The following is a 22,344-nucleotide window of genomic DNA, read 5'->3' as shown; positions in this document are numbered from 1 at the left end:
CTAACGAATTATGACGCCCCTAGAACGATATCAAGCTGATCTGAAACGCCCTGACTTCTTCCACGACGCGGCGCAGGAAACTGCCGTGCGCCATTTGCAGCGCCTGTACGACGATCTGGTCGCGGCTTCGCAAAACAAGCCGGGGCTGTTGGGCAAACTGTTTGGCAAGAAGGATCAGACGCCTGTCAAGGGTCTGTATTTCTGGGGCGGCGTCGGCCGCGGCAAGACCTATCTGGTCGACACCTTTTTCGAAGCCTTGCCGTTCAAGGAAAAAACCCGCACGCACTTTCACCGTTTCATGAAGCGTGTGCACGAAGAGATGAAGACCCTGGGCGGCGAAAAGAACCCGCTGACCATCATCGCCAAGCGTTTTTCCGATGAGTCGCGGGTGATCTGCTTCGATGAATTCTTCGTCTCCGACATCACCGATGCCATGATCCTCGGCACCCTGATGGAAGAGCTGTTCCGCAACGGCGTGACCCTGGTTGCAACCTCGAACATCGTGCCCGATGGTTTGTACAAGGACGGCCTGCAGCGTGCGCGCTTCCTGCCAGCCATCGCCTTGATCAAGCAGAACACCGAGATCGTCAACGTCGACAGTGGCGTCGACTATCGCCTGCGGCACCTCGAACAAGCCGAGCTGTTCCACTTCCCGCTGGACGAAGTGGCTCAGGAAAGCCTGCGCAAGAGCTTCCGCGCCCTCACGCCGGAATGTACCCAGGCGGTGGAAAACGACGTGCTGATAATCGAGAACCGCGAAATCCGTGCCTTGCGCACCTGTGATGACGTGGCCTGGTTTGATTTCCGCGAGTTGTGCGACGGCCCGCGTAGCCAGAACGATTACATCGAGCTGGGCAAGATTTTCCACGCGGTGCTGCTCAGCGGCGTCGAGCAGATGAGTGTGACCACTGACGATATTGCCCGGCGCTTTATCAACATGGTCGACGAATTTTACGACCGCAACGTCAAGCTGATCATCTCGGCCGAGGTCGAGCTCAAGGACCTGTACACCGGCGGTCGCCTGAACTTCGAGTTCCAGCGCACCCTTAGCCGGCTGCTGGAGATGCAATCCCACGAGTTCCTCTCGCGGGCGCACAAACCCTAGGTTGCTGCCGCATACAAGAAGGGCCTGCACATTGCAGGCCCTTTTTCATTTATGCGGCTTGTTGCTGGAACTGCTGTCGGTACTGGTTGGGCGACAGTTCGGTGTGCTGGCGGAACAGGCGGGCAAAGAAGCTCGCATCGTCGTAGCCCACCTCGTAACTGATGGTCTTGATGCTTTTGCGGGTGCCAGAGAGCAAGCCCTTGGCGGTTTCGATGCGCAGCCGTTGCAGGTAATGCAGGGGCTTGTCGCCGGTGGCGGTCTGGAAGCGGCGCATGAAGTTGCGGATGCTCATGCCGTGTTCCCGTGCCACATCTTCGAATCGGAATTTGTCGGCGAAGTGTTCCTCGAGCCAGTGCTGGATCTGCAGGATGATCACGTCCTGATGCAGTTTCTGGCCGCCGAAGCCGATGCGCCCCGGGGCATAGTTGCGCTGCACCTCATACAGAATGTCGCGCGCCACGGCCTGGGCCACGTTGGCGCCGCAGAAGCGCTCGATCAGGTAGATGTACAAGTCGCAGGCTGAGGTGGTGCCGCCGGCGCAGTACAGGTTGTCGGCGTCGGTCAGGTGCTTGTCCTGATTGAGCTGGACCTTGGGGAAGCGTTCGCTGAAGGCATTGAAGAAGCGCCAGTAGGTGGTTGCCTCCTTGCCATCGAGCAGGCCGGCCTCGGCCAGCCAGAACACTCCGGTGGCTTCGCCGCAGAGTACGGCGCCGCGGGCGTGCTGCTGGCGCAGCCAGGGCAGGATTTGTGGGTAGCGTTGGCACAGGGATTCGAAATCATCCCAGAAGGCCGGGAGGATGATCACATCGGTATCTTCCAGGCCGCCGTCCACCGGCATGATCACATCGCTGAAACTGCATACCGGCTTGCCATCGGGGCTGACCAGGCGGGTCTCGAACGCCGGGGTCAGGCCTTGGCCAAGCTGTTTGCCATAGCGCAGGCTGGCCAAGTGGAAGAAGTCTTTGGCTTGCATGAGGGTAGAGGCGAAAACCCGGTCGATAGCCAGGATGCTGACGCGCCGCAAGGGCGTAGAGGTTTGGTTAGACATAAATTCAATTGTTCTTATAGGGGAAAGTGGTCACCAGACGGCTGGATCGTCTTATTTTTTGTCGGATGTGTCCAGTGTCCTGTCGTGAGGTCGCGGCTTAGGCTCTTTGAGCCTTATCCAATCAACAATAATCACAGGTGGCTGCATGATCCCCAGAACCTTGTTCAATTCCGACCACGAACTCTTTCGCGACAGCGTGCGCACCTTCCTGGAAAAGGAAGCCGTGCCGTTTCACGGCGAGTGGGAAAAGCAGGGCTATATCGATCGCCAGCTGTGGAACAAGGCGGGCGAGGCGGGGATGTTGTGCTCGCATATTCCCGAGGTGTACGGCGGCCTGGATGCCGACTTTCTGTACAGCGCCGTGGTTATCGAAGAGGTAGGGCGCCTGGGGCTGACGGGCATCGGTTTTTCCCTGCACTCGGATATTGTCGCGCCCTACATCCTGCATTACGGCAGTGAGGCACTGAAGCACAAATACCTGCCGAAGCTGGTCTCGGGCGAGATGGTCACGGCGATTGCCATGACTGAGCCAGGTGCGGGTTCCGACTTGCAGGGGGTGAAGACCACGGCTGTGCTGGAGGGCGATGAATATGTCATCAATGGCTCGAAGACCTTTATCACCAACGGCTTTCTCGCCGATCTGGTGATTGTGGTGGCCAAGACCGATCCCAAGGCTGGCGCCAAGGGCACCAGCCTGTTCCTGGTGGAGGCCAGCACGCCGGGTTTCTCCAAGGGCAAGCGTCTGGAGAAGGTCGGGATGAAAGCCCAGGACACCTCGGAGCTGTTCTTCCAGGATGTTCGTGTACCCAAGGAAAACCTGCTGGGCCAGGCCGGGATGGGGTTTGCCTACCTGATGCAGGAATTGCCCCAGGAGCGCCTGACGGTGGCCATCGGCGGCCTGGCCTCGGCCGAGGCGGCGCTGCAGTGGACCCTGGACTACACCCGCGAACGCAAGGCTTTCGGCAAGGCCATCGCCGACTTCCAGAACACTCGCTTCAAGCTGGCGGAGATGGCGACCGAAATTCAGATTGGCCGGGTGTTCGTCGATCGCTGCCTGGAGCTGCACCTGCAAGGCAAGCTGGATGTGCCCACGGCGGCCATGGCCAAGTACTGGGGGACCGACCTGCAGTGCAAGGTGCTCGACGAGTGCGTGCAGTTGCACGGCGGCTACGGGTTCATGTGGGAGTACCCGGTGGCCCGAGCCTGGGCCGATGCCCGGGTGCAGAGGATTTATGCCGGGACCAACGAGATCATGAAAGAGATCATCGCCCGTTCCCTTTAAGGGGTGGCCTGCCCGCGATTGGGGTGGCGCGGTCCGGCAGGCTGCCGGACGCTCCCCGTCGCAGGCAGGTGAGGCTCAAGGGGCGGGGTTTGGGTGATCCTTGTGGATCGCCTCGATCCCGGCCAGGACCTCGTCCGACAGCTTCAGCTGAAAGCTGGCGATGTTGCTGTCGAGTTGCTCAAGGGTGGTCGCGCCAATGATGTTGCTGGTCACGAATGGCTGCTGCGTGACAAAGGCCAGGGCCATTTGCGCCGGGTCCAGGCCGTGTTCGCGGGCCAGGGCCACATAGCGGCTGCAAGCAGCTTCCGATTGGGCGTTGAAGTAGCGACTGAAGCGGCTGTAGAGGCTCAGGCGGCCTTTGGCAGGGCGTGCGCCATTCTCGTACTTGCCCGACAGGAAACCGAACGCCAGCGGCGAATAGGCCAACAGGCCGCACTGTTCGCGAATGGCAATTTCCGCCAGGCCTACTTCAAAGCTGCGGTTGAGCAGGTTGTACGGGTTCTGGATCGACACTGCGCGCGGCCAGCCGCGGCTTTCGGCCAGGGCCAGAAATTTCATGGTGCCCCATGGGGTTTCGTTGGACAGGCCGATATGGCGGATCTTGCCGGCCTTGACCTGTTCATCCAGGGCTTCGAGGGTTTCCTCCAACGGGGTGAAGTCTTCATCGGCCTGGTGCTTGTAGCCGAGCTGGCCGAAAAAGTTGGTGCTGCGCTCCGGCCAGTGCAATTGATACAGGTCGATCCAGTCGGTCTGCAGGCGCTTGAGGCTGGCGTCCACCGCTTCGACGATGTGTTTGCGGTTGTGCTTGAGTTGCTTGTCGCGAATGTAGTCGATGGTGTTGCCCGGCCCGGCGATCTTGCTGGCCAGGATCCAGTCGGCGCGATCGCCACGGGTCTTGAACCAGTTGCCGATATAACGCTCGGTGGTGGCGTAGGTTTCGGCCTTGGGCGGTACTGGGTACATCTCGGCGGTGTCGATGAAATTGATGCCGGCGCTCTTTGCGCGTTCGATCTGGGCAAAGGCCTCGGCTTCGCTGTTCTGCTCGCCCCAGGTCATGGTTCCCAGACAGATCGCGCTCACATTCAGATCGGTTCGGCCCAGCTGTCGATAATCCATCGGGTACTCCTTTGGGGAAAACAATCATAAAAGCAGGTTGAATTTTTTTTCGCAATCTGCATAATTGCGCACCTCTTTCTGCAGTGGAAGTGATGCGCCGCCTGCCGAAGAATCTTGCCGTTGAACGGACGCGCTGACCCGAGCCCCCGATAGCGTCTGTATCCGGCTGCCTTTGACTTGTCAAAGTACGCACTATTCAGTAAGATCCGCCGTCTAATTTACAGGGCGGCCCCTGAGGCTATAAAGAATGAAAACTTTTACTGCTAAACCGGAAACAGTAAAGCGCGACTGGTTTGTCGTCGACGCTGCTGGTCAGACCCTGGGTCGTCTGGCCACCGAGATCGCGAGCCGTCTGCGTGGCAAGCACAAGCCTGAGTACACTCCTCACGTTGACACCGGCGACTACATCGTCGTTATCAATGCTGAGCAGATCCGTGTAACAGGTGCTAAAACCACCGATAAAATGTACTACTCCCACTCCGGTTTCCCGGGCGGCATCAAGTCCATCAGCTTCGATAAGCTGATCGCTAAAGCCCCTGAGCGCGTGATCGAGACTGCGGTCAAAGGCATGCTGCCTAAGAACCCGCTGGGTCGCGACATGTACCGTAAGCTGAAAGTCTATGCGGGCGCTGCTCACCCTCATACTGCTCAGCAGCCCCAAGAACTGAAGTTTTAACGGAATAGTTCATTATGTCGGCGACTCAAAATTACGGCACTGGCCGTCGCAAAACCGCAACCGCACGCGTTTTCCTGCGTCCGGGCACTGGTAACATCTCGATCAACAACCGCTCCCTGGACAACTTCTTCGGTCGCGAAACTGCCCGCATGGTAGTTCGTCAGCCGCTGGAATTGACCGAGACCGTTGAAAAGTTCGACATCTACGTCACCGTTATCGGTGGCGGTGTAAGTGGTCAAGCTGGCGCAATCCGCCACGGCATCACTCGCGCTCTGATGGACTACGACGAAACTCTGCGCGGTGCACTGCGCAAAGCTGGCTTCGTAACTCGCGACGCCCGTGAAGTTGAACGTAAGAAAGTTGGTCTGCGTAAAGCGCGTAAGCGTCCGCAGTACTCGAAGCGTTAATTCGCTCTCGCGTTCAAAAACGCCCAGTCTCCTCGCGGAGCTGGGCGTTTTTTATGGGCGCAGATTTTTGGTGTGACAACTTGCCACATCCGTAGAGGCCCTATACTACAAGGCTTGGCGCTAGGTCCGCCTAGTAATTACCTTGTCAGAGTAGGGGCTTTTCATTACCATTCGGCAAAATTTTTATAAGTTCAGATTTTTACTTAGTAGATGCCTGATTTAACAGGCCACAAAGCTGATGGGAGAGGACTGAATGAGCAATGACGGCGTGAATACAGGCCGGCGTCGCTTCCTTGTAGCAGCCACATCCGTGGTGGGTGCTGCAGGAGCGGTGGGGGCTGCGGTCCCGTTCGTGGGGTCATGGTTTCCCAGTGCCAAGGCGAAAGCCGCAGGTGCACCGGTGAAAGTGAATGTCAGCAAAATCGATCCAGGTCAGCAGATGATTGCTGAGTGGCGCGGTCAGCCGGTGTTCATTGTCCGCCGTACGCAGGAAATCCTGGGAAATCTGAAAAAGATTGAGGGTCAGCTGTCTGATCCGGACTCCAAGAATTCGGAACAGCCAACCTACGTCGACCCGGAGGTGCGTTCGATCAAGCCAGAGATTCTGCTGCTGATCGGTATCTGCACTCACCTGGGCTGTTCGCCAACCTTCCGTCCAGAGGTGGCACCTGCGGATCTGGGCAAGGACTGGGTGGGTGGCTATTTCTGCCCATGCCACGGTTCCCACTACGATCTGGCTGGCCGCGTCTACAAGTCGCAACCTGCGCCTTTGAACCTGCCAGTTCCCCCGCATTCCTATGAGTCGGACGACATCATTGTCATCGGCGTCGACACGGAGAAAGCGTGATGAGCAAGTTCATGGATTGGGTTGATGCACGCTTTCCCGCGACCAAAATGTGGGAAGACCATCTCAGCAAGTATTACGCTCCGAAGAACTTCAACTTCTTCTACTTCTTTGGCTCCCTCGCACTGTTGGTTCTGGTCAACCAGATCGTCACCGGTGTGTGGTTGACCATGAGCTACACACCTTCGGCGGAGGAGGCGTTCGCTTCCGTTGAATACATCATGCGTGACGTGGAGTACGGCTCGATCCTGCGCCTGCTGCACTCCACCGGCGCCTCGGCGTTTTTCATCGTGGTCTACCTGCACATGTTCCGTGGGCTGCTCTACGGCTCGTACCAGAAGCCACGGGAGCTGGTATGGCTGTTCGGCATGCTGATCTACCTGGCGCTGATGGCAGAGGCCTTCATGGGCTACCTGCTGCCTTGGGGCCAGATGTCCTACTGGGGCGCCCAGGTGATCATCTCGCTGTTCGGCGCGATCCCGGTCATCGGTAACGACCTGACCCAGTGGATCCGTGGTGACTACCTGATTTCCGGTATTACCCTGAACCGCTTCTTCGCGTTGCACGTGGTGGCCTTGCCGATCGTGATTCTCGGCCTGGTGGTGCTGCACGTGCTGGCGTTGCATGAAGTCGGCTCGAACAACCCGGATGGCGTGGATATCAAGAAGCACAAGGACGAAAACGGCGTACCGTTGGACGGCATTGCCTTCCACCCGTACTACACCGTGAAAGATATCGTCGGCGTGGTGGTGTTCCTGTTCATCTTCTGCACCATCGTGTTCTTCTTCCCGGAAATGGGCGGCTATTTCCTCGAGAAGCCGAACTTCGAAGTGGCTAACGCCTTCAAGACCCCTGAGCACATTGCCCCGGTTTGGTACTTCACGCCGTTCTACGCGATTCTGCGTGCGGTGCCGGACAAGCTCCTGGGTGTCATCGCCATGGGCGCTGCGATCGCTGTTCTCTTCGTCCTGCCTTGGCTTGACCGCAGTCCGGTCAAATCCATGCGCTACAAGGGCATGCTGAGCAAGATCTGGCTGTGGGTGTTCTGCATCTCGTTCGTGATCCTGGGTGTCCTGGGTGTTCTGGCGCCGACTCCGGGTCGTACGCTGCTGTCGCAGGTATGTACGTTCCTGTACTTCGCCTACTTCATTCTGATGCCGTTCTACACCAGGCTCGAGAAGACCAAACCGGTTCCGGAAAGGGTGACTGGCTGATGAAAAAGCTATTTGCTGTACTGATTCTTGCTGCTTTGCCTATGTTGTCCTTCGCGGCCGAGCATGGTCCTGAGCTGGAAAAAGTCGATATCGACGTCTCGGACAAAGCGGCCATGCAAGACGGCGCACGTACGTTCGCCAACTACTGCATGGGCTGCCACAGCGCCAAGTTCCAACGCTATGAGCGCGTCGCGGATGACCTGGGTATCCCCCATGATCTGATGCTGAGCAACCTGGTGTTCACCGGTGCCAAAATCGGTGACCACATGAGCATCGGCATGCAGCCTTCCGATGCCAAGGCATGGTTTGGTGCGGCGCCGCCGGACCTGACCCTGGTGGCTCGTGTTCGCGGTACCGACTGGCTCTATGGCTACCTGAAATCGTTCTACGAAGATCCGGCGCGTCCTTGGGGTGTGAACAACAAGGTGTTCCCGAACGTCGGCATGCCTAACGTGCTGGTTGGCCTGCAAGGTCGCCAGGTCGTCGGCTGCAAACAGGTGCAGATTGTCGAAGACGGCAAGAAGCAATATGACCCGCTGACCGGGACCCCGCTGACTCACGAAGCCTGTGATCAACTGACCATCGTGCCGAAAACAGGTGCGCTGACAGAAGAGCAGTTCGACGAGAAGGTCAAAAACCTAGTAACCTTCCTGGCTTACTCGGCCAACCCGGTAAAACTGCAGCATCAGCGTATCGGCACTTATGTGTTGTTGTACCTGGCCTTCTTCTTCGTATTCGCCTACTTGCTCAAGCGCGAATACTGGAAGGACGTTCATTGATAAAGCTGTAAGCAACTGCTGTTAATCGTGCGCGCCCAAGGGCGTCTCTGAAGGTGTAACGGTCTGGGTCATCCAGGGGTTACGGGAGACGCCCTCTGGGCGCGCTCGTTTTTCTGCTCCCGATAATTTCAACAAGCGAGGAGGATCGCCATGGGCGTGACCAATCGGTTGGCCTGTTACTCCGACCCCGCCGACCACTATTCCCACCGAGTACGCATTGTGCTCGCAGAGAAGGGTGTCAGCGCCGAGATCATCAGTGTGGAGGCGGGCCGTCAGCCGCCGAAGCTGATCGAAGTGAACCCTTACGGGAGCTTGCCCACCCTGGTCGATCGTGACCTGGCGTTGTGGGAATCGACCGTCGTGATGGAATATTTGGATGAGCGTTACCCGCATCCGCCTTTGCTGCCGGTTTATCCGGTGGCTCGTGCCAACAGTCGTCTGCTGATTCATCGCATTCAGCGCGATTGGTGTGGTTTGGTGGATCTGATTCTGGATTCACGCAGCAAGGAAGCGGCTCGCGTGCAGGCTCGTAAAGAGCTGCGCGAGAGCCTGACCGGGGTTTCTCCGCTGTTCGCGGACAAGCCGTTTTTCCTCAGTGAGGAACAAAGCCTGGTGGATTGCTGCCTATTACCAATACTCTGGAGGCTGCCGATCCTGGGTATTGAATTGCCGCGGCCAGCCAAGCCGCTGCTTGATTATATGGAGCGCCAGTTTGCGCGTGAGGCTTTCCAGGCGAGTCTGTCTGGTGTCGAACGCGATATGCGCTAAGGCTTAAGGAGCCGCTATGAACTCCAGTCGACCTTATCTGGTCCGCGCGCTCTATGAGTGGATTGTGGATAACGATTGCACCCCGCACATGCTGGTCAATTCCGATTACCCGGCGGTGCAGGTGCCACAAGGTTTTGCCAGTGATGGACAGATTGTCCTGAACATTTCGCCGAGTGCCGTACGTCATCTGCACATGGATAACGACGCGGTGAGCTTTGAAGGGCGCTTCGGTGGCGTGCCGCACACCCTGTACGTGCCTATAGCAGCCATCCTGGGCATTTACGCTCGGGAGAATGGCCAGGGTATGGTGTTCGACCTGGAGTCGCCTCTGGATGAGGATGGCGACGACGAGATCGAAGCGGACGATGATATGCCGCCACCAGACAGCGAGCCGCCGCGCCCCAGCGGTCGGCCCAGCTTGAAAGTGGTGAAGTAATACAGCGGTAATAAAAAAGGCGATCCAGATGGATCGCCTTTTTTGTGCCTGTCGCTTATGCGTCAGTCGATGTACTCGAACACTTTCACCACTTTCTGAACCCCGGAAACGCCCTGCACGACATCGCTGGCGCGCGAGGCTTCCTGTTGGGTCAGCAGGCCCATCAGGTAGACTATGCCGTTCTCGGTGATGATCTTGATGCGCGAGTCCGGGACATTGCTGTCGGTCATCATCTGCGCCTTGATCTTGGTGGTTAGCAGCGCATCGTTGCTGATGGCCAGCAGGGTGATGGGTTGCATGACCTGCAGCTCGTTATGCACTTTCTTCACGCGCTGTACGCTGCTGGCGGCCTGTTCGGCCAGTGCCTTGAGGTCTTCGCGCGGGGTCTGCCCAACCAGCAGCACCACGCCGTTGAAGCTGGTCACGCCAATGCGCGATGCGCCGTTTTTCAGGTCTGGGGCGGCTTGGGCGACGTTGACTTCAACCTTGGTCTTGATCAGCGAGTCGTCGATCTTGCTGCCGAAGGTGCGGGTGCCACGGTCGTCCTCGATGGGGGTGTCACGGCTCGCGGTGATTACCGAGCTGCACCCGCTGATACCGAGGCACAAGGTCAAAGCCAGTAGGCTAAGGCGATTAACGGTCATTCTTCACTCCCGAACAGTTGGCTGTCGATCAAGTCGCAGAGGCAGTGGATCGCCAGCAGGTGGACTTCCTGGATACGTGCGGTGACATTGGCCGGGACGCGGATTTCAACGTCTTCGGGCAGCAGCAGCGAGGCCATGCCGCCGCCGTCACGTCCGGTCATTGCTACGACAATCATTTCGCGATCATGTGCGGCCTGGATTGCCTGAATTATGTTCGCCGAGTTTCCGCTGGTGGAAATCGCCAGCAATACGTCACCGGGCTGGCCCAGGGCGCGGATCTGTTTGGAGAAGATTTCGTTGTAGCTGTAGTCGTTGGCGATCGAGGTGATCGTCGAGCTGTCGGTCGTCAGTGCTATGGCCGGCAGGCTCGGGCGCTCGCGTTCGAAACGGTTGAGCAGCTCCGAAGAGAAATGCTGTGCATCGCCGGCAGAACCGCCGTTGCCGCAGGAAAGCATTTTGCCTTCGTTGAGCAGGGCATTGACCATCACTTGGCTGGCTTGCTCGATGTGCGGTGCAAGTACGTCCATCGCCTGTTGCTTGGTGTCGATACTGGCCTGAAAAAGCTGGCGAATTCGGGATTGCATGTCCATCTGTGTGACCTTAAGTGGCGCGGCTTTCCGGCACGTGAATGTGCAGCTCGCAAAGCAAAGAGCAAAAGTGTTGGGTGAAAATGGGCTGTGCCCGAGAGCTTGGGTCAGCAGTCAAAGGCATTGCGTAGCCAGTTCAATTCGGGTTCGGCGCCTGGGGCGCTGTCTATGGCGACCACATCAAAACGGCAGGGGTGGTTGGACCAGCGAGGCTCGCTCTGCAGAAAGAACTGCGCGGCGAGTATCAGTTTTTGCCGCTTGCGCGCATCGATACTGCCGAGTGCGCCACCCCATTGCGTGTGTTGTCTGTAGCGGACTTCGACGAATACTACTGTATCGCCGTCAAGCATGACCAGATCAAGCTCGCCGCGTTTGCACAACCAGTTCTGCGCCAGCAGGCGCAGCCCCTGTTGCTGGAGATGCCTGAGCGCATAGCTCTCGGCATCTCGTCCGCTTTGCTGGCGTGATCGTTGGAGCATTAGCGTGGGGTGTCGGGCAGGCGGGTAACCTGGCCTTTTACAAATTGTGCCCAGGGAAGTTGGCGTTCGACTCGCTGGTTGGGGCTCATGCTCAGGCTGCCGCTGTAACCTTCGATTCTGCTGTCTGGCAGTGCCTTGAGTTGACCCAGGCGAGGTGCCAGGCGATAGGCGTCTACGCCCAGGGCGAACAGGCGTCCCAGGCTGCCGCCTGCTTGTGGCCATTGTGCGGTCACTTGTTTGCGCAGCGGATCGTTGGCGTCCAGCAGCCACGGAGTTTCACAGAACAGCACGCCGTTCATGTCGTTGTACTGATCCTGATCGCCGCTGGCGCTGAAAACCTGCGAGGTGGCATACACCGGCACATCGCCTGCGTATTGGAAGTTCAGCGTAGGTTTGATCTGTTGGGCCTGCAGTGGGGTGGCATCGAGGAAGATAAACTCGATGTCCTGGCGCCGCGACGGCTGTGCTGCCACCTGAGTGCCTACGGTATTTTGCAGGCTCTTGGCGCGGCCTTCACTTTGGCGCAGGTGAAACAGGTCAGCGATCTGCTGGGCCAGGGCGACAGGTTTGTCGACGCGTTCGACGCCGACCACTGTGCCGCCGTTGGCTTCCCAGTCCTGGCGGAAGGCTTTGAGCATGCGCTCGCCGCGATCGCCTTTCGAAATCATGATGGCGGCGCTATGCAGGCCGTCAGCACGGGCGCGGCGCGAAGCTTCGCGTGCTTCATCTTCGGGGGCCAGGCCAAACTGGAACATCTGAGCCGGGGCCTGCTCGCCATCGTTGTAGTTCAGGGCCAGGGTGGTGATGGGTAATTGCGGGCGGGCAGCCAGTTGCTTGACTTGCTGTTTGTCCAGCGGGCCGATCACCAGCTGCACGCCTGCCGCCTGGGCTTTGCGGTAGAAGTCATCCAGCGAGGTCTGGCGCGAGCTGTCATAGAACTCGATGCTTGGCGGATTTTGCCCAGCTTGTTGAGCCTGGTAGTGGGCAGCCATGAAGCCTTCGCGCAGCGCCTTGGCAGAGGCGGCCCAGGGGCCATCCAGCGGCAGCAGCAGGGCAATCTTCGACAGCGGTTGGCTGGCCAGTTCCTTGAGCTTGATCAGGGGTTGCGGCAATTGAATTGCGGCGGGGTGTTTCGGGTTCTGCGCGCGCCAGGTATCGATGGCGGCTTGCTGTTGCTCCAGGGTGCCGGCGGATTTTACGGCCAGGGCCAGGCTCATCCACCCGGCGAGGTCGTCATTGCCGGCGGATTGCAACTGGTCGGTTGGCAGGGCGGCGATCAGTGCCCAGATGGCTTCATGGTTTTTGCTGGCCGCCTCTCCGGTGAGCAGGGGCGCAATCACGACACGCTCGCGGGCGGCGGCAAGTGTTTGGCCGTCAGCTTCGAATGCGCGAGCATGTACGGTGCCGGTGCGAACCTGCTGATCGACTGGCAATTCGCCGAGGCGTTGCAGGCTTGGGTGGCTCAGGGCTGCCAGGGCGGCCTTGGGCTGGTTGCGGGTCATCGCGAGTTCTGCTGCAAGGGTGCTGGCAAAGACCTGCTGTCCCGGTTTGAGTTGTTCGATAGGCACTTGCTGAAGAATCTGTGCCGAACGGCCGGCGTTGCCCTGGCGATAGGCCAGGTCGGCAGCACTCAGGCGCAGAAGGGCGGCCTTGTCGGGTGATTTGCTGTTGGCGGCCTGTTCGAGCAGTTGCTCGATGCTGGCGTCCGGAGTCCGTGGAAGTTCGCCAAGGCTGGACGAGGGCGAGCTGGCGCAAGCCACCAGAAGGGTAGCCAGGCAGAGGGCAGTAAACAGCCGCAAGCAAGCGATCATGTAAGTGTTCCCGATACTCGATCAAATTAGCCTGGAATTGTACCCAAGCGCTGGCCGGGGCGCGATGTTACTGGCGATAAACCGGCTATTTAGGTCGTGCAAATGTTGCAGTGCTCCAGAAACGACGCAAAAGGACTGGGTAATGCCGGGATTGTCAGGCGCATTACACAGGCATCTACGCGCTACAATGGCGCTTTTGCCGAACAAGAGGTGTGCGCTTTGACTGCTCCAGGTCCTTTGAATTCCGCTGCTGGCTCGCTTTATGTGGTGGCGACGCCCATCGGCAACCTGGACGACATCAGTGCCCGGGCGCTGAAGCTGCTGCGCGAGGTTGCTCTGATTGCGGCCGAAGACACCCGGCACTCGCTGCGACTGCTGCAGCACTTCGGTATTTCCACGCCGTTGGCGGCGTGTCATGAACACAATGAGCGTGACGAGGGCAGTCGCTTTATCACCCGTTTGCTGGCGGGCGATAACGTGGCGCTCATTTCCGATGCTGGCACGCCGCTCATCTCCGACCCGGGGTATCACCTGGTACGCCAGGCGCGAGCAGCGGGGATCAACGTGGTGCCAGTTCCGGGAGCCTGTGCTCTGATTGCTGCGCTCTCCGCGGCCGGGCTTCCCTCCGACAGGTTTATCTTCGAGGGTTTTCTGCCGGCCAAGGCCGTGGGGCGTCGCGCCCGGTTGGAGCTGTTAAAGGAAGAGCCAAGAACTCTGATCTTTTATGAAGCGCCCCATCGGATTCTTGAATGCCTGCAGGATATGGAGCTGGTCTTCGGTGCCGAGCGGCCTGCATTGCTGGCGCGGGAACTGACCAAGACCTTCGAAACCCTCAAGGGGTTGCCGCTGGCCGAGCTGCGTGGTTTTGTCGAGGCTGACAGTAATCAGCAGCGCGGGGAGTGCGTTGTGCTGGTGGCGGGTTGGACGGTACCTGAAAGTGCCGAGGCTATCAGTGCAGAGGCCATGCGAGTTCTCGACCTGCTGCTCAAGGAGATGCCACTCAAGCGAGCCGCCGCGCTGGCCGCGGAAATCACCGGCGAGCGCAAGAATGTGCTGTACCAAATTGCCCTTGATAAACAGAAGGGCGAATAAACACCGGTGCAGAGTGGCAAAAGGCTTTTAGCGCTTGTTCTTCGGCTTCTCTGCCGTTAACCTGCGCGGCGGAGAGTCGATTGGACAGTCGCTGCCCTCTATGAAAATTAGGGGGGGGAGGAAAGTCCGGGCTCCATAGGGCGGAGTGCCAGGTAATGCCTGGGGGGCGTGAGCCTACGGAAAGTGCCACAGAAAATAACCGCCTAAGCACTTCGGTGCCGGTAAGGGTGAAAAGGTGCGGTAAGAGCGCACCGCACGTCTGGCAACAGTTCGTGGCTAGGTAAACCCCACTCGGAGCAAGACCAAATAGGGTTCCAAGGCGTGGCCCGCGCTGGAACCGGGTAGGTTGCTAAAGATGTCCAGTGATGGCCATCGTAGAGGAATGACTGTCCTCGACAGAACCCGGCTTACAGATCGACTCTCCACTTTTTCCCTCCCTGCTGGAATCACTGGCAGAAGCGCTTTTGTAATACCGAAAAAATCTTACTCTTAACAAATCACTTTAACTTCTGAGTGCAGCGCATTGAGCTGTTTCAAGTTAATGGGTCAAAACCTCATCCAAATTCTCGTTGCCCCTTCTTTTAGTCTCCTAAATCTCCGTTCTATAAGGCTTTTCCGTCGCTCCGCGCCTTGACGGTGTGGTGGGCGCATTCCTATAGTGTGCGCAAGTGGCGGAAAGTGGCATGAAGTGGGTTTTTTGGGCGTAAAACGCTAAAATTTGGAGAAACGCTGACGTGTTTCGCGGAGCTAACGCTATCAGTCTCGATGCAAAAGGCCGTCTCGCCATGCCGAGCCGGTATCGTGACGAGCTTGAATCGCGAAGTTCCGGGCAGTTAATCGTCACGATCGACGCCGTTGATCCCTGTTTATGTGTTTACCCACTCGACGAGTGGGAGCTGATTGAAACCAAACTGCGCGCACTGCCTTCGCTTCGCGAAGAAAACCGTCGTTTGCAACGTTTGCTGATTGGTAATGCCGTCGACCTTGAGCTCGATGGCAGCGGTCGTTTCCTGGTGCCGCCTCGTCTGCGTGAGTATGCCAAGTTGGATAAACGCGCGATGTTGGTTGGCCAGCTGAACAAGTTCCAATTGTGGGACGAGGATGCCTGGAATGCTGTTTCTGCAGCGGACCTGGCTGCTATTCAACAACCGGGCTCTATGCCTGATGAACTGCGTGATTTGATCCTGTGACTATTGATAGCGGCTTTAACCACATCACCGTACTGCTGGACGAAGCCGTCGAGGCTCTCGCCGTACGTCCTGATGGCTGCTATCTGGACGGCACGTTCGGACGTGGCGGACATAGCCGGCTGATTCTCAGCAAGCTCGGGCCGGATGGTCGGCTCCTCGGGTTCGATAAGGATCCCCAAGCGATTGCCACCGGGCAAGCGCTAGCGGCCGAAGACGGCCGCTTTGTCGTTGTGCAGCGCAGCTTTGCCGAGCTGGGTTCGGAAGTCGCCGAGCGCGGCCTGGCAGGCAAGGTCACCGGCGTGCTGCTGGATCTTGGCGTGTCTTCGCCGCAGTTGGACGACCCTGAGCGCGGCTTCAGTTTCCTCAATGATGGCCCGTTGGACATGCGCATGGACCCGACTCGTGGCGTCAGCGCTGCGCAGTTCATCGCCACGGCGCCGGTTGAAGAAATCGCCCGTGTATTCAAGGAATACGGCGAAGAACGCTTTTCCGGTCGTATGGCGCGCGCCGTGGTCGAACGTCGTGAAATCCAGCCATTCGAGCGCACTGCCGACCTGGCAGAAGTCTTGAAAGTCGCCAACCCGGCGTGGGAAAAGGGCAAGAACCCGGCCACCCGCGCTTTCCAGGGTTTGCGTATTCACGTCAATAACGAATTGGGCGACCTGGAAGCCGGCCTCGAGGCGGCGCTGGAGTCCCTTGAAGTGGGCGGTCGCCTGGTAGTGATCAGTTTCCACTCGCTGGAAGACCGTATCGTCAAATTGTTCATGCGCCGCCTGGTGAAGGGTGAAACCGATAACCTGCCGCGTAACCTGCCGGTGCGTTTCGAAGCCTTTGTGCCCAAGATCAAGGTCCATGGCAAGGCGCAATTCGCTTCCGAGGCTGAACTCAAAGCCAATCCGCGTGCCCGCAGTGCGGTCATGCGCGTGGCGGAGAAGCTCCGTTGAGCAAGCTCTTCGCCAAACCGCTCCCGGGCGGGAGCTTTTTCATGCTCCTGCTATTTATCGGGGTGCTGGTCTCCGCTATCGCTGTCTCTTACAGCGCGCATTGGAACCGTCAGTTGCTCAACTCGCTGTACGGTGAACTGAGCGTGCGCGACAAGGCCCAGGCTGAATGGGGCCGGTTGATTCTCGAGCAAAGTACCTGGACGGCTCATAGCCGCATTGAAGTGCTGGCCACCGAACAGTTGAAGATGCACATCCCCGGTGCTGCTGAAGTGCGGATGGTGGCGCCATGATGAAACTCGAGGGCGCGCTCTACCCATGGCGTTTCCGAGTGGTCCTGGGGCTGCTGGCGGTGATGGTGTCGGCAATCGCCTGGCGCATTGTCGACCTGCAGGTGGTCGACCGTGACTTCCTCAAGGGCCAGGGCGATGCGCGCAGCGTCCGGCATATTCCGATTCCCGCCCACCGTGGTTTGATCACCGACCGCAACGGTGAGCCTCTGGCTGTCAGTACGCCAGTCACCACCCTCTGGGCCAACGCCAAGGAAATGCAGGCGGCCAAGGACAAGTGGCCGGCATTGGCAGCAGCCCTGGGCCAGGATCCAAAAGCCCTGTCCGAGCGCCTTGAAGCGCAGGCCAATAAAGAGTTCATTTACCTGGTGCGTGGCTTGACGCCTGAGCAGGGCCAAGTCGTGCTGGACCTTAAAGTGCCGGGGGTCTACGGCATCGAAGAATTCCGCCGGTTTTATCCGGCCGGTGAAGTCACTGCGCATATGGTCGGGTTTACCGACATCGACGATCGCGGTCGTGAAGGTGTCGAACTCGCCTATGACGAATGGCTGGCCGGGGTCGCCGGCAAACGACAGGTCATCAAGGATCGGCGTGGCAGGCTGATCAAGGATGTCCAGGTCACCAAAAACGCCAAGGCCGGCAAGCCCTTGGCGTTGTCGATTGATCTGCGCCTGCAATACCTGGCCAACCGCGAACTGCGCAATGCCATCGTCGAGAACGGCGCCAAGGCTGGCAGCCTGGTGATCATGGACGTCAAGACCGGCGAGATCCTGGCCATGGTCAACCAGCCGACGTACAACCCGAACAACCGTCGCAACCTGCAGCCGGCGATGATGCGCAACCGCGCCATGATCGACGTATTCGAGCCCGGCTCGACCATGAAGGCGATCTCCATGAGTGCGGCCCTGGAGACCGGTCGCTGGAAGCCCAGCGATACCGTCGAGGTGTACCCCGGTACGTTGCAGTTGGGCAAATACACCATTCGCGACGTTTCCAAGACTGAAGGCCCGGTGCTCGATCTGACCGGGATTCTGATCAATTCCAGTAACGTGGGCATGAGTAAGGTCGCCTTCGATATCGGCGGCGAAACCATTTTCCGCCTGGCGCAGAAGATCGGTCTCGGCCAGGACACCGGCCTCGGCTTCCCGGGTGAGCGTGTCGGCAACCTGCCGAACTACCGCGAGTGGCGCAAGGCCGAGACGGCCACGCTGTCTTACGGCTACGGCCTGTCGGTGACTGCGATCCAGCTGGTTCACGCGTTCTCGGCGCTGGCCAACAACGGTCGAATCGCACCGCTGACCCTGATCAAAACTGACAAGGCACCGGACACCACCCAGGTGATTCCGGAAAATGTCGCCAAAACCATGCAAGGCATGTTGCAGCAAGTGATCGAGGCCCCGCGCGGCGTGTTCCGTGCCCAGGTCCCGGCTTATCACGTCGCGGGCAAGAGTGGTACGGCACGTAAGACATCGGTTGGCACCAAGGGCTATGCCGAAAACTCCTACCGCTCGCTGTTTGCCGGCTTTGGTCCGATGAGCGACCCGCGCTACGCGATCGTGGTGGTGATTGATGAACCGAGCAAGGCCGGCTACTTCGGTGGTCTGGTCTCGGCGCCGGTGTTCAGCAAAGTGATGTCCGGCACCCTGCGCCTGATGAACATCACCCCGGACAACTTGCCCCCTACACAGCAAGCCGATGCAGCACCTGCCAAAGGAGGGCGCGGCTGATGTCTCTTAGCCTGAACAAGATTTTTGCCCACGCCGGTCGCGACCTGTTGATCCGTGAGTTGTCGCTGGACAGCCGCAACGTACGTGCCGGGGATCTGTTCCTCGCCGTGCCGGGCGGGAAATTCGACGGGCGCGAGCACATTGCCGACGCGTTAAAGCGTGGTGCAGCTGCCGTGGCCTATGAAGTGGAAGGCGCCACCGTGTTGCCGATCACCGATGTGCCGCTGATTCCGGTCAAGGGCCTGGCGGCGCAGTTGTCGGATATTGCCGGGCGCTTTTACGGCGATCCGAGCCGCCACCTGAACCTGATTGGGGTCACCGGGACCAACGGCAAGACCAGCGTTACCCAGTTGGTGGCTCAGGCTCTGGACCTGCTGGGTCAGCACTGCGGGATTGTCGGTACCCTGGGCAGCGGCTTTTATGGTGCGCTGCAAAGCGGCATGCACACCACGCCCAACCCTATTGCCGTGCAGGCGACATTGGCCGACCTGAAAAAGGCCGGTGCCAAGGCGGTAGCCATGGAGGTTTCTTCCCATGGCCTGGACCAGGGGCGGGTTACCGCGCTGGCGTTTGACGTGGCGGTGTTGACCAACCTGTCCCGCGATCATCTGGATTATCACGGCACCATGCAGGCGTATGGCGAGGCCAAGGCCAAGCTCTTCGGCTGGTCCGACCTGCGTTGCCGGGTGATCAACCTTGACGATGAGTTCGGTCGGCAACTGGCGATTGAAAAACACGACTCGCGATTGATCACCTACAGCCTTGAAGACAGCTCGGCGTACCTGTACTGCCGAGACGCGCAGTTCGACGACGACGGCGTACGCGCAACCCTGGTCACCCCGCAAGGCGAGCACCATTTGCGCAGCACCCTGCTTGGGCGCTTCAACTTGAGCAACGTACTGGCTGCGGTCGGTGCCTTGCTCGGCCTGGATTATGCGTTGGACGAAATCCTGCGCGTGCTGCCCAAGCTTGAGGGCCCGATCGGACGTATGCAGCGCCTGGGTGGCGGCACCCAGCCGCTGGTCGTGGTCGATTACGCCCATACCCCGGATGCCCTGGAAAAAGTCCTGCTGGCCCTGCGCCCGCACGCCAAGGGACGTCTGCTGTGCCTGTTCGGTTGCGGCGGCGATCGCGATCGCGGCAAGCGTCCGCTGATGGCGCAAGTGGTCGAGCGCCTGGCCGATGGTGTACTGGTGACCGACGACAATCCGCGTACCGAAGACCCGGCGCTGATCTTCGACGATATCCGGGCCGGCTTCAGTGCGGTGGATAAGGTCGATTTCATCGCGGGACGTGGACAGGCCATTGCCAAGTTGATCGCCAGTGCTTCGGCGGACGACGTGGTGGTCCTGGCCGGCAAGGGCCATGAGGACTATCAGGAAATCAAGGGCGAGCGCCATGACTTCTCCGATCTGGTCGAGGCTGACAGGGCGTTGACTGCATGGGAGGTGGCCCATGCTTAAGGCTCTGAAACTCAGTGAGTTGAGCTCCGCACTCAATGCGCGCCTGGTTGCTGCGGATTGCAGTTTTGATGGCGTCAGTATCGACAGCCGGGCGATCAAGCCGGGGCAGCTCTTTATTGCTCTGACCGGTCCGCGGTTCGACGGCCATGACTACCTGAACGATGTTGCGAGCAAAGGTGCAGTCGGCGCCCTGGTCGAGCGCGAGGTGCCTGACAGCACCTTGCCGCAGTTGCTGGTCAGCGATACCCGCCTCGCACTGGGGCAGTTGGGGGCACTCAACCGTGCGGCCTTCGATAAACCGGTGGTGGCCATTACCGGCTCCAGCGGCAAGACCACGGTCAAGGAAATGCTGGCCAGTATCCTGCGCACCCGCGGGCCCGTGCTGGCGACCCGTGGCAACTTGAATAACGACCTCGGCGCTCCGCTGACCCTGCTGGAACTGGCCCCGGAACACACGGCGGCGGTGATCGAACTGGGTGCTTCGCGGATTGGCGAGATTGCCTACACCGTGGCCATGACCCAGCCTCAGGTGGCCGTGATCAATAACGCCGGGACGGCCCACGTTGGTGAATTCGGCGGCCCGGAAAAAATCGTTGAAGCCAAGGGCGAGATTCTGCAAGGGCTCGATGCTTCCGGCATCGCCGTGCTCAACCTCGACGACAAGGCATTCCCGATCTGGAAGGCCCGCGCCGGTAATCACCAGGTGCTGAGCTTCGCCCTGAACAATAGCGCCGCCGACCTGCACGCCAGTGATGTAGCCCTGGATGCCCGCGGTTGCCCGGCCTTTACCCTGCACAGTCCCAAGGGGCAGGAGCGGGTGCAATTGAATCTGTTGGGCACACACAACGTGGCCAATGCCCTGGCCGCCGCCGCCGCCGCGCATGCCCTGGATATTTCCCTGTTTGGCATCGCCACCGGCTTGAATGCGGTGCAGCCGGTCAAGGGCCGTACCGTCGCGCAATTGGCGAAAAACGGTATGCGGGTCATTGATGACACTTACAACGCAAACCCCACCTCGATGTGCGCCGCCGTTGATATACTCGCCGGCTTTTCCGGCCGCACCGTCCTGGTGCTCGGAGACATCGGCGAGTTGGGCGAGTGGGCGGAGCAGGGGCACCGCGATGTAGGGGCATACGCTGCCGGCAAAGTGTCGGCCCTCTACGCGGTCGGGCCGCTGATGGCGCATGCCGTCTCCGCCTTCGGTGAGCACGCTCGCCACTTCGCCAGCCAGGCCGATCTGATTGCGGCACTGAACGTCGAGCAAGACCCAAATACCACCATTTTGATCAAGGGATCGCGCAGCGCGGTGATGGAAAACATCGTCGCGGCTTTGTGCGGTTCAAGTACGGAGAAACATTAATGCTGCTGCTGCTGGCTGAGTATCTGCAACAGTTCCACAAAGGCTTCGCGGTCTTTCAGTACCTGACCCTGCGCGGGATCCTGGGTGTGCTGACCGCGCTGTCGTTGTCGCTGTTCCTGGGGCCATGGATGATCCGGACCCTGCAAAGCCTGCAGATCGGCCAGTCGGTGCGCAATGACGGCCCGCAGTCGCATTTGTCCAAGTCCGGCACCCCGACCATGGGTGGCGCGCTGATCCTGTCGGCCATCGGTATCAGCACCCTGCTGTGGGCCGACCTGCATAACCGCTATGTATGGGTGGTGCTGATCGTGACCCTGCTGTTCGGCGCGGTGGGCTGGGTCGACGACTACCGCAAGGTGATCGAGAAGAACTCCAAGGGGCTGCCAAGCCGCTGGAAGTATTTCTGGCAATCGGTGTTCGGCCTGGGCGCGGCGATTTTCCTGTATGTCACGGCACCGAGCGCGGTGGAAACCACGCTGATCCTGCCGATGCTCAAAGACATCAGCATCCCGCTGGGCGCCGGTTTTGTGGTCCTGACCTATTTCGTGATCGTCGGTTCGAGCAACGCGGTCAACCTTACCGATGGCCTCGATGGCCTGGCAATCATGCCGACCGTCATGGTCGGCGGCGCGTTGGGTATTTTCTGCTACCTGTCGGGTAACGTGAAATTCGCCGAATACCTGCTGATTCCCTACGTGCCGGGCGCCGGTGAGTTGATTGTGTTCTGCGGTGCGTTGATCGGTGCGGGCCTGGGCTTCCTCTGGTTCAACACCTACCCCGCACAAGTCTTCATGGGCGACGTCGGCGCACTGGCGCTGGGCGCGGCCCTGGGCACCATCGCCGTGATCGTCCGCCAGGAAATCGTCCTGTTCATCATGGGCGGCGTGTTCGTGATGGAAACCCTGTCGGTGGTGATCCAGGTTGCTTCTTTCAAACTGACCGGTCGCCGCGTATTTCGCATGGCGCCGATTCACCACCACTTTGAACTCAAGGGCTGGCCCGAGCCGCGCGTGATCGTCCGTTTCTGGATCATCACCGTGATTCTCGTGTTGATCGGCCTTGCCACCCTGAAGCTGAGGTAGAAC

General features: G+C 59.4%; 23 protein-coding genes and 1 other RNA gene. 18 read left to right on the top strand and 6 right to left on the bottom strand.

The window, feature by feature from the left end; all coding sequences use genetic code 11:
• The first annotated feature begins 10 nt into the window (after positions 1-10).
• Positions 11-1,105, top strand: coding sequence for a cell division protein ZapE (zapE, locus tag JFU57_RS01800; protein ID WP_020297569.1), 1,095 nt, complete (start codon positions 11-13; stop codon positions 1,103-1,105).
• A gap of 49 nt (positions 1,106-1,154) precedes the next feature.
• Here the strand turns inward: zapE and JFU57_RS01795 are convergent, their stop codons facing one another.
• Positions 1,155-2,054: a GlxA family transcriptional regulator gene (locus tag JFU57_RS01795; protein WP_177326784.1), complete on the bottom strand. Its 900-nt coding sequence runs from the start codon at positions 2,052-2,054 to the stop codon at positions 1,155-1,157.
• A 244-nt stretch (positions 2,055-2,298) separates the two neighbouring features.
• On the opposite strand from JFU57_RS01795, the gene JFU57_RS01790 reads away from it, so the two are divergent.
• Entirely contained in the window at positions 2,299-3,435 is a 1,137-nt protein-coding gene (locus JFU57_RS01790; RefSeq protein WP_078472406.1) for an acyl-CoA dehydrogenase family protein, read from the top strand.
• Positions 3,436-3,510: 75 nt separating this feature from the next.
• Here the strand turns inward: JFU57_RS01790 and JFU57_RS01785 are convergent, their stop codons facing one another.
• On the bottom strand, positions 3,511-4,551 hold the full coding sequence (locus JFU57_RS01785; RefSeq protein ID WP_020297566.1) for an NADP(H)-dependent aldo-keto reductase: 1,041 nt from the start codon (positions 4,549-4,551) through the stop codon (positions 3,511-3,513).
• Positions 4,552-4,798: 247 nt separating this feature from the next.
• Here JFU57_RS01785 and rplM point away from each other — a divergent pair, with 247 nt between their 5' ends.
• The 7 genes from rplM to JFU57_RS01750 all read left to right on the top strand — a co-directional run bounded on the left by rplM (position 4,799) and on the right by JFU57_RS01750 (position 9,675).
• On the top strand, positions 4,799-5,227 hold the full coding sequence (gene rplM, locus JFU57_RS01780; protein WP_020297565.1) for a 50S ribosomal protein L13: 429 nt from the start codon (positions 4,799-4,801) through the stop codon (positions 5,225-5,227).
• 14 nt (positions 5,228-5,241) lie between these two features.
• On the top strand, positions 5,242-5,634 hold the full coding sequence (gene rpsI, locus JFU57_RS01775) for a 30S ribosomal protein S9 (protein ID WP_003205364.1): 393 nt from the start codon (positions 5,242-5,244) through the stop codon (positions 5,632-5,634).
• A 253-nt stretch (positions 5,635-5,887) separates the two neighbouring features.
• On the top strand, positions 5,888-6,481 hold the full coding sequence (petA, locus tag JFU57_RS01770) for a ubiquinol-cytochrome c reductase iron-sulfur subunit (protein ID WP_020297564.1): 594 nt from the start codon (positions 5,888-5,890) through the stop codon (positions 6,479-6,481).
• Positions 6,481-7,692, top strand: coding sequence for a cytochrome b (locus JFU57_RS01765; RefSeq protein WP_020297563.1), 1,212 nt, complete (start codon positions 6,481-6,483; stop codon positions 7,690-7,692). The genes petA and JFU57_RS01765 overlap by 1 nt, the downstream gene beginning before the upstream one ends.
• The gene (locus JFU57_RS01760) at positions 7,692-8,471 is read left to right on the top strand and encodes a cytochrome c1 (RefSeq protein ID WP_020297562.1); all 780 of its coding nucleotides are present in this window, start codon (positions 7,692-7,694) and stop codon (positions 8,469-8,471) included. The genes JFU57_RS01765 and JFU57_RS01760 overlap by 1 nt, the downstream gene beginning before the upstream one ends.
• A 150-nt stretch (positions 8,472-8,621) precedes the next feature.
• Positions 8,622-9,239 carry a glutathione S-transferase N-terminal domain-containing protein gene (locus JFU57_RS01755; RefSeq protein WP_020297561.1) on the top strand — a complete coding sequence of 206 codons (618 nt, stop codon included), beginning with the start codon at positions 8,622-8,624 and terminating at the stop codon, positions 9,237-9,239.
• Between the two features lie 16 nt (positions 9,240-9,255).
• Complete coding sequence (locus JFU57_RS01750; protein ID WP_020297560.1) at positions 9,256-9,675, top strand: ClpXP protease specificity-enhancing factor; 420 nt, start codon at positions 9,256-9,258, stop codon at positions 9,673-9,675.
• Positions 9,676-9,737: 62 nt separating this feature from the next.
• Here JFU57_RS01750 and JFU57_RS01745 read toward each other — a convergent pair whose 3' ends face one another.
• From JFU57_RS01745 to JFU57_RS01730, 4 genes are all read right to left on the bottom strand, one after another.
• Positions 9,738-10,319 (bottom strand): BON domain-containing protein, encoded by a 582-nt coding sequence (locus JFU57_RS01745; protein ID WP_078472404.1) that lies wholly within the window; start codon positions 10,317-10,319, stop codon positions 9,738-9,740.
• On the bottom strand, positions 10,316-10,909 hold the full coding sequence (locus tag JFU57_RS01740; RefSeq protein WP_020297558.1) for a phosphoheptose isomerase: 594 nt from the start codon (positions 10,907-10,909) through the stop codon (positions 10,316-10,318). The genes JFU57_RS01745 and JFU57_RS01740 overlap by 4 nt, the downstream gene beginning before the upstream one ends.
• A 104-nt stretch (positions 10,910-11,013) precedes the next feature.
• A complete protein-coding gene (locus JFU57_RS01735; RefSeq protein ID WP_201127826.1) occupies positions 11,014-11,385 on the bottom strand; it encodes a YraN family protein in 372 nt (123 codons plus the stop codon).
• Positions 11,385-13,196, bottom strand: a complete 1,812-nt coding sequence (locus JFU57_RS01730; protein ID WP_201127823.1) for a penicillin-binding protein activator — start codon at positions 13,194-13,196, stop codon at positions 11,385-11,387. Before JFU57_RS01730 ends, JFU57_RS01735 begins: the two co-directional genes overlap by 1 nt.
• Before the next feature lie 219 nt (positions 13,197-13,415).
• Between JFU57_RS01730 and rsmI the strand changes: the two genes are divergently transcribed.
• The 9 genes from rsmI (at position 13,416) to mraY (ending at position 22,341) form a co-directional block, all read left to right on the top strand.
• Positions 13,416-14,288, top strand: a complete 873-nt coding sequence (gene rsmI / locus JFU57_RS01725; protein ID WP_078472402.1) for a 16S rRNA (cytidine(1402)-2'-O)-methyltransferase — start codon at positions 13,416-13,418, stop codon at positions 14,286-14,288.
• A 72-nt stretch (positions 14,289-14,360) separates the two neighbouring features.
• Positions 14,361-14,714: RNase P RNA component class A (gene rnpB, locus JFU57_RS01720), an RNA gene on the top strand.
• A 308-nt stretch (positions 14,715-15,022) separates the two neighbouring features.
• Entirely contained in the window at positions 15,023-15,478 is a 456-nt protein-coding gene (gene mraZ / locus JFU57_RS01715) for a division/cell wall cluster transcriptional repressor MraZ (protein ID WP_020297554.1), read from the top strand.
• Entirely contained in the window at positions 15,475-16,422 is a 948-nt protein-coding gene (gene rsmH, locus JFU57_RS01710; RefSeq protein ID WP_446739657.1) for a 16S rRNA (cytosine(1402)-N(4))-methyltransferase RsmH, read from the top strand. Before mraZ ends, rsmH begins: the two co-directional genes overlap by 4 nt.
• Positions 16,419-16,712: a cell division protein FtsL gene (gene ftsL, locus JFU57_RS01705; protein WP_078472401.1), complete on the top strand. Its 294-nt coding sequence runs from the start codon at positions 16,419-16,421 to the stop codon at positions 16,710-16,712. The genes rsmH and ftsL overlap by 4 nt, the downstream gene beginning before the upstream one ends.
• On the top strand, positions 16,712-18,436 hold the full coding sequence (locus tag JFU57_RS01700; protein WP_178102983.1) for a peptidoglycan D,D-transpeptidase FtsI family protein: 1,725 nt from the start codon (positions 16,712-16,714) through the stop codon (positions 18,434-18,436). Before ftsL ends, JFU57_RS01700 begins: the two co-directional genes overlap by 1 nt.
• Positions 18,436-19,899 (top strand): UDP-N-acetylmuramoyl-L-alanyl-D-glutamate--2,6-diaminopimelate ligase, encoded by a 1,464-nt coding sequence (locus tag JFU57_RS01695; protein WP_201127821.1) that lies wholly within the window; start codon positions 18,436-18,438, stop codon positions 19,897-19,899. The genes JFU57_RS01700 and JFU57_RS01695 overlap by 1 nt, the downstream gene beginning before the upstream one ends.
• Positions 19,892-21,259 (top strand): UDP-N-acetylmuramoyl-tripeptide--D-alanyl-D-alanine ligase, encoded by a 1,368-nt coding sequence (locus tag JFU57_RS01690; protein WP_201127819.1) that lies wholly within the window; start codon positions 19,892-19,894, stop codon positions 21,257-21,259. Before JFU57_RS01695 ends, JFU57_RS01690 begins: the two co-directional genes overlap by 8 nt.
• The gene (gene mraY, locus JFU57_RS01685; protein ID WP_020297548.1) at positions 21,259-22,341 is read left to right on the top strand and encodes a phospho-N-acetylmuramoyl-pentapeptide-transferase; all 1,083 of its coding nucleotides are present in this window, start codon (positions 21,259-21,261) and stop codon (positions 22,339-22,341) included. Before JFU57_RS01690 ends, mraY begins: the two co-directional genes overlap by 1 nt.
• The last annotated feature ends 3 nt before the right edge of the window (positions 22,342-22,344 follow it).

The organism is Pseudomonas sp. TH07 (genome assembly GCF_016651285.1).
Taxonomy (GTDB): Bacteria; Pseudomonadota; Gammaproteobacteria; order Pseudomonadales; family Pseudomonadaceae; genus Aquipseudomonas.
Note: the sequence above shows the minus strand (reverse complement) of the source record. Positions and strands in the feature narration are given on the sequence as shown.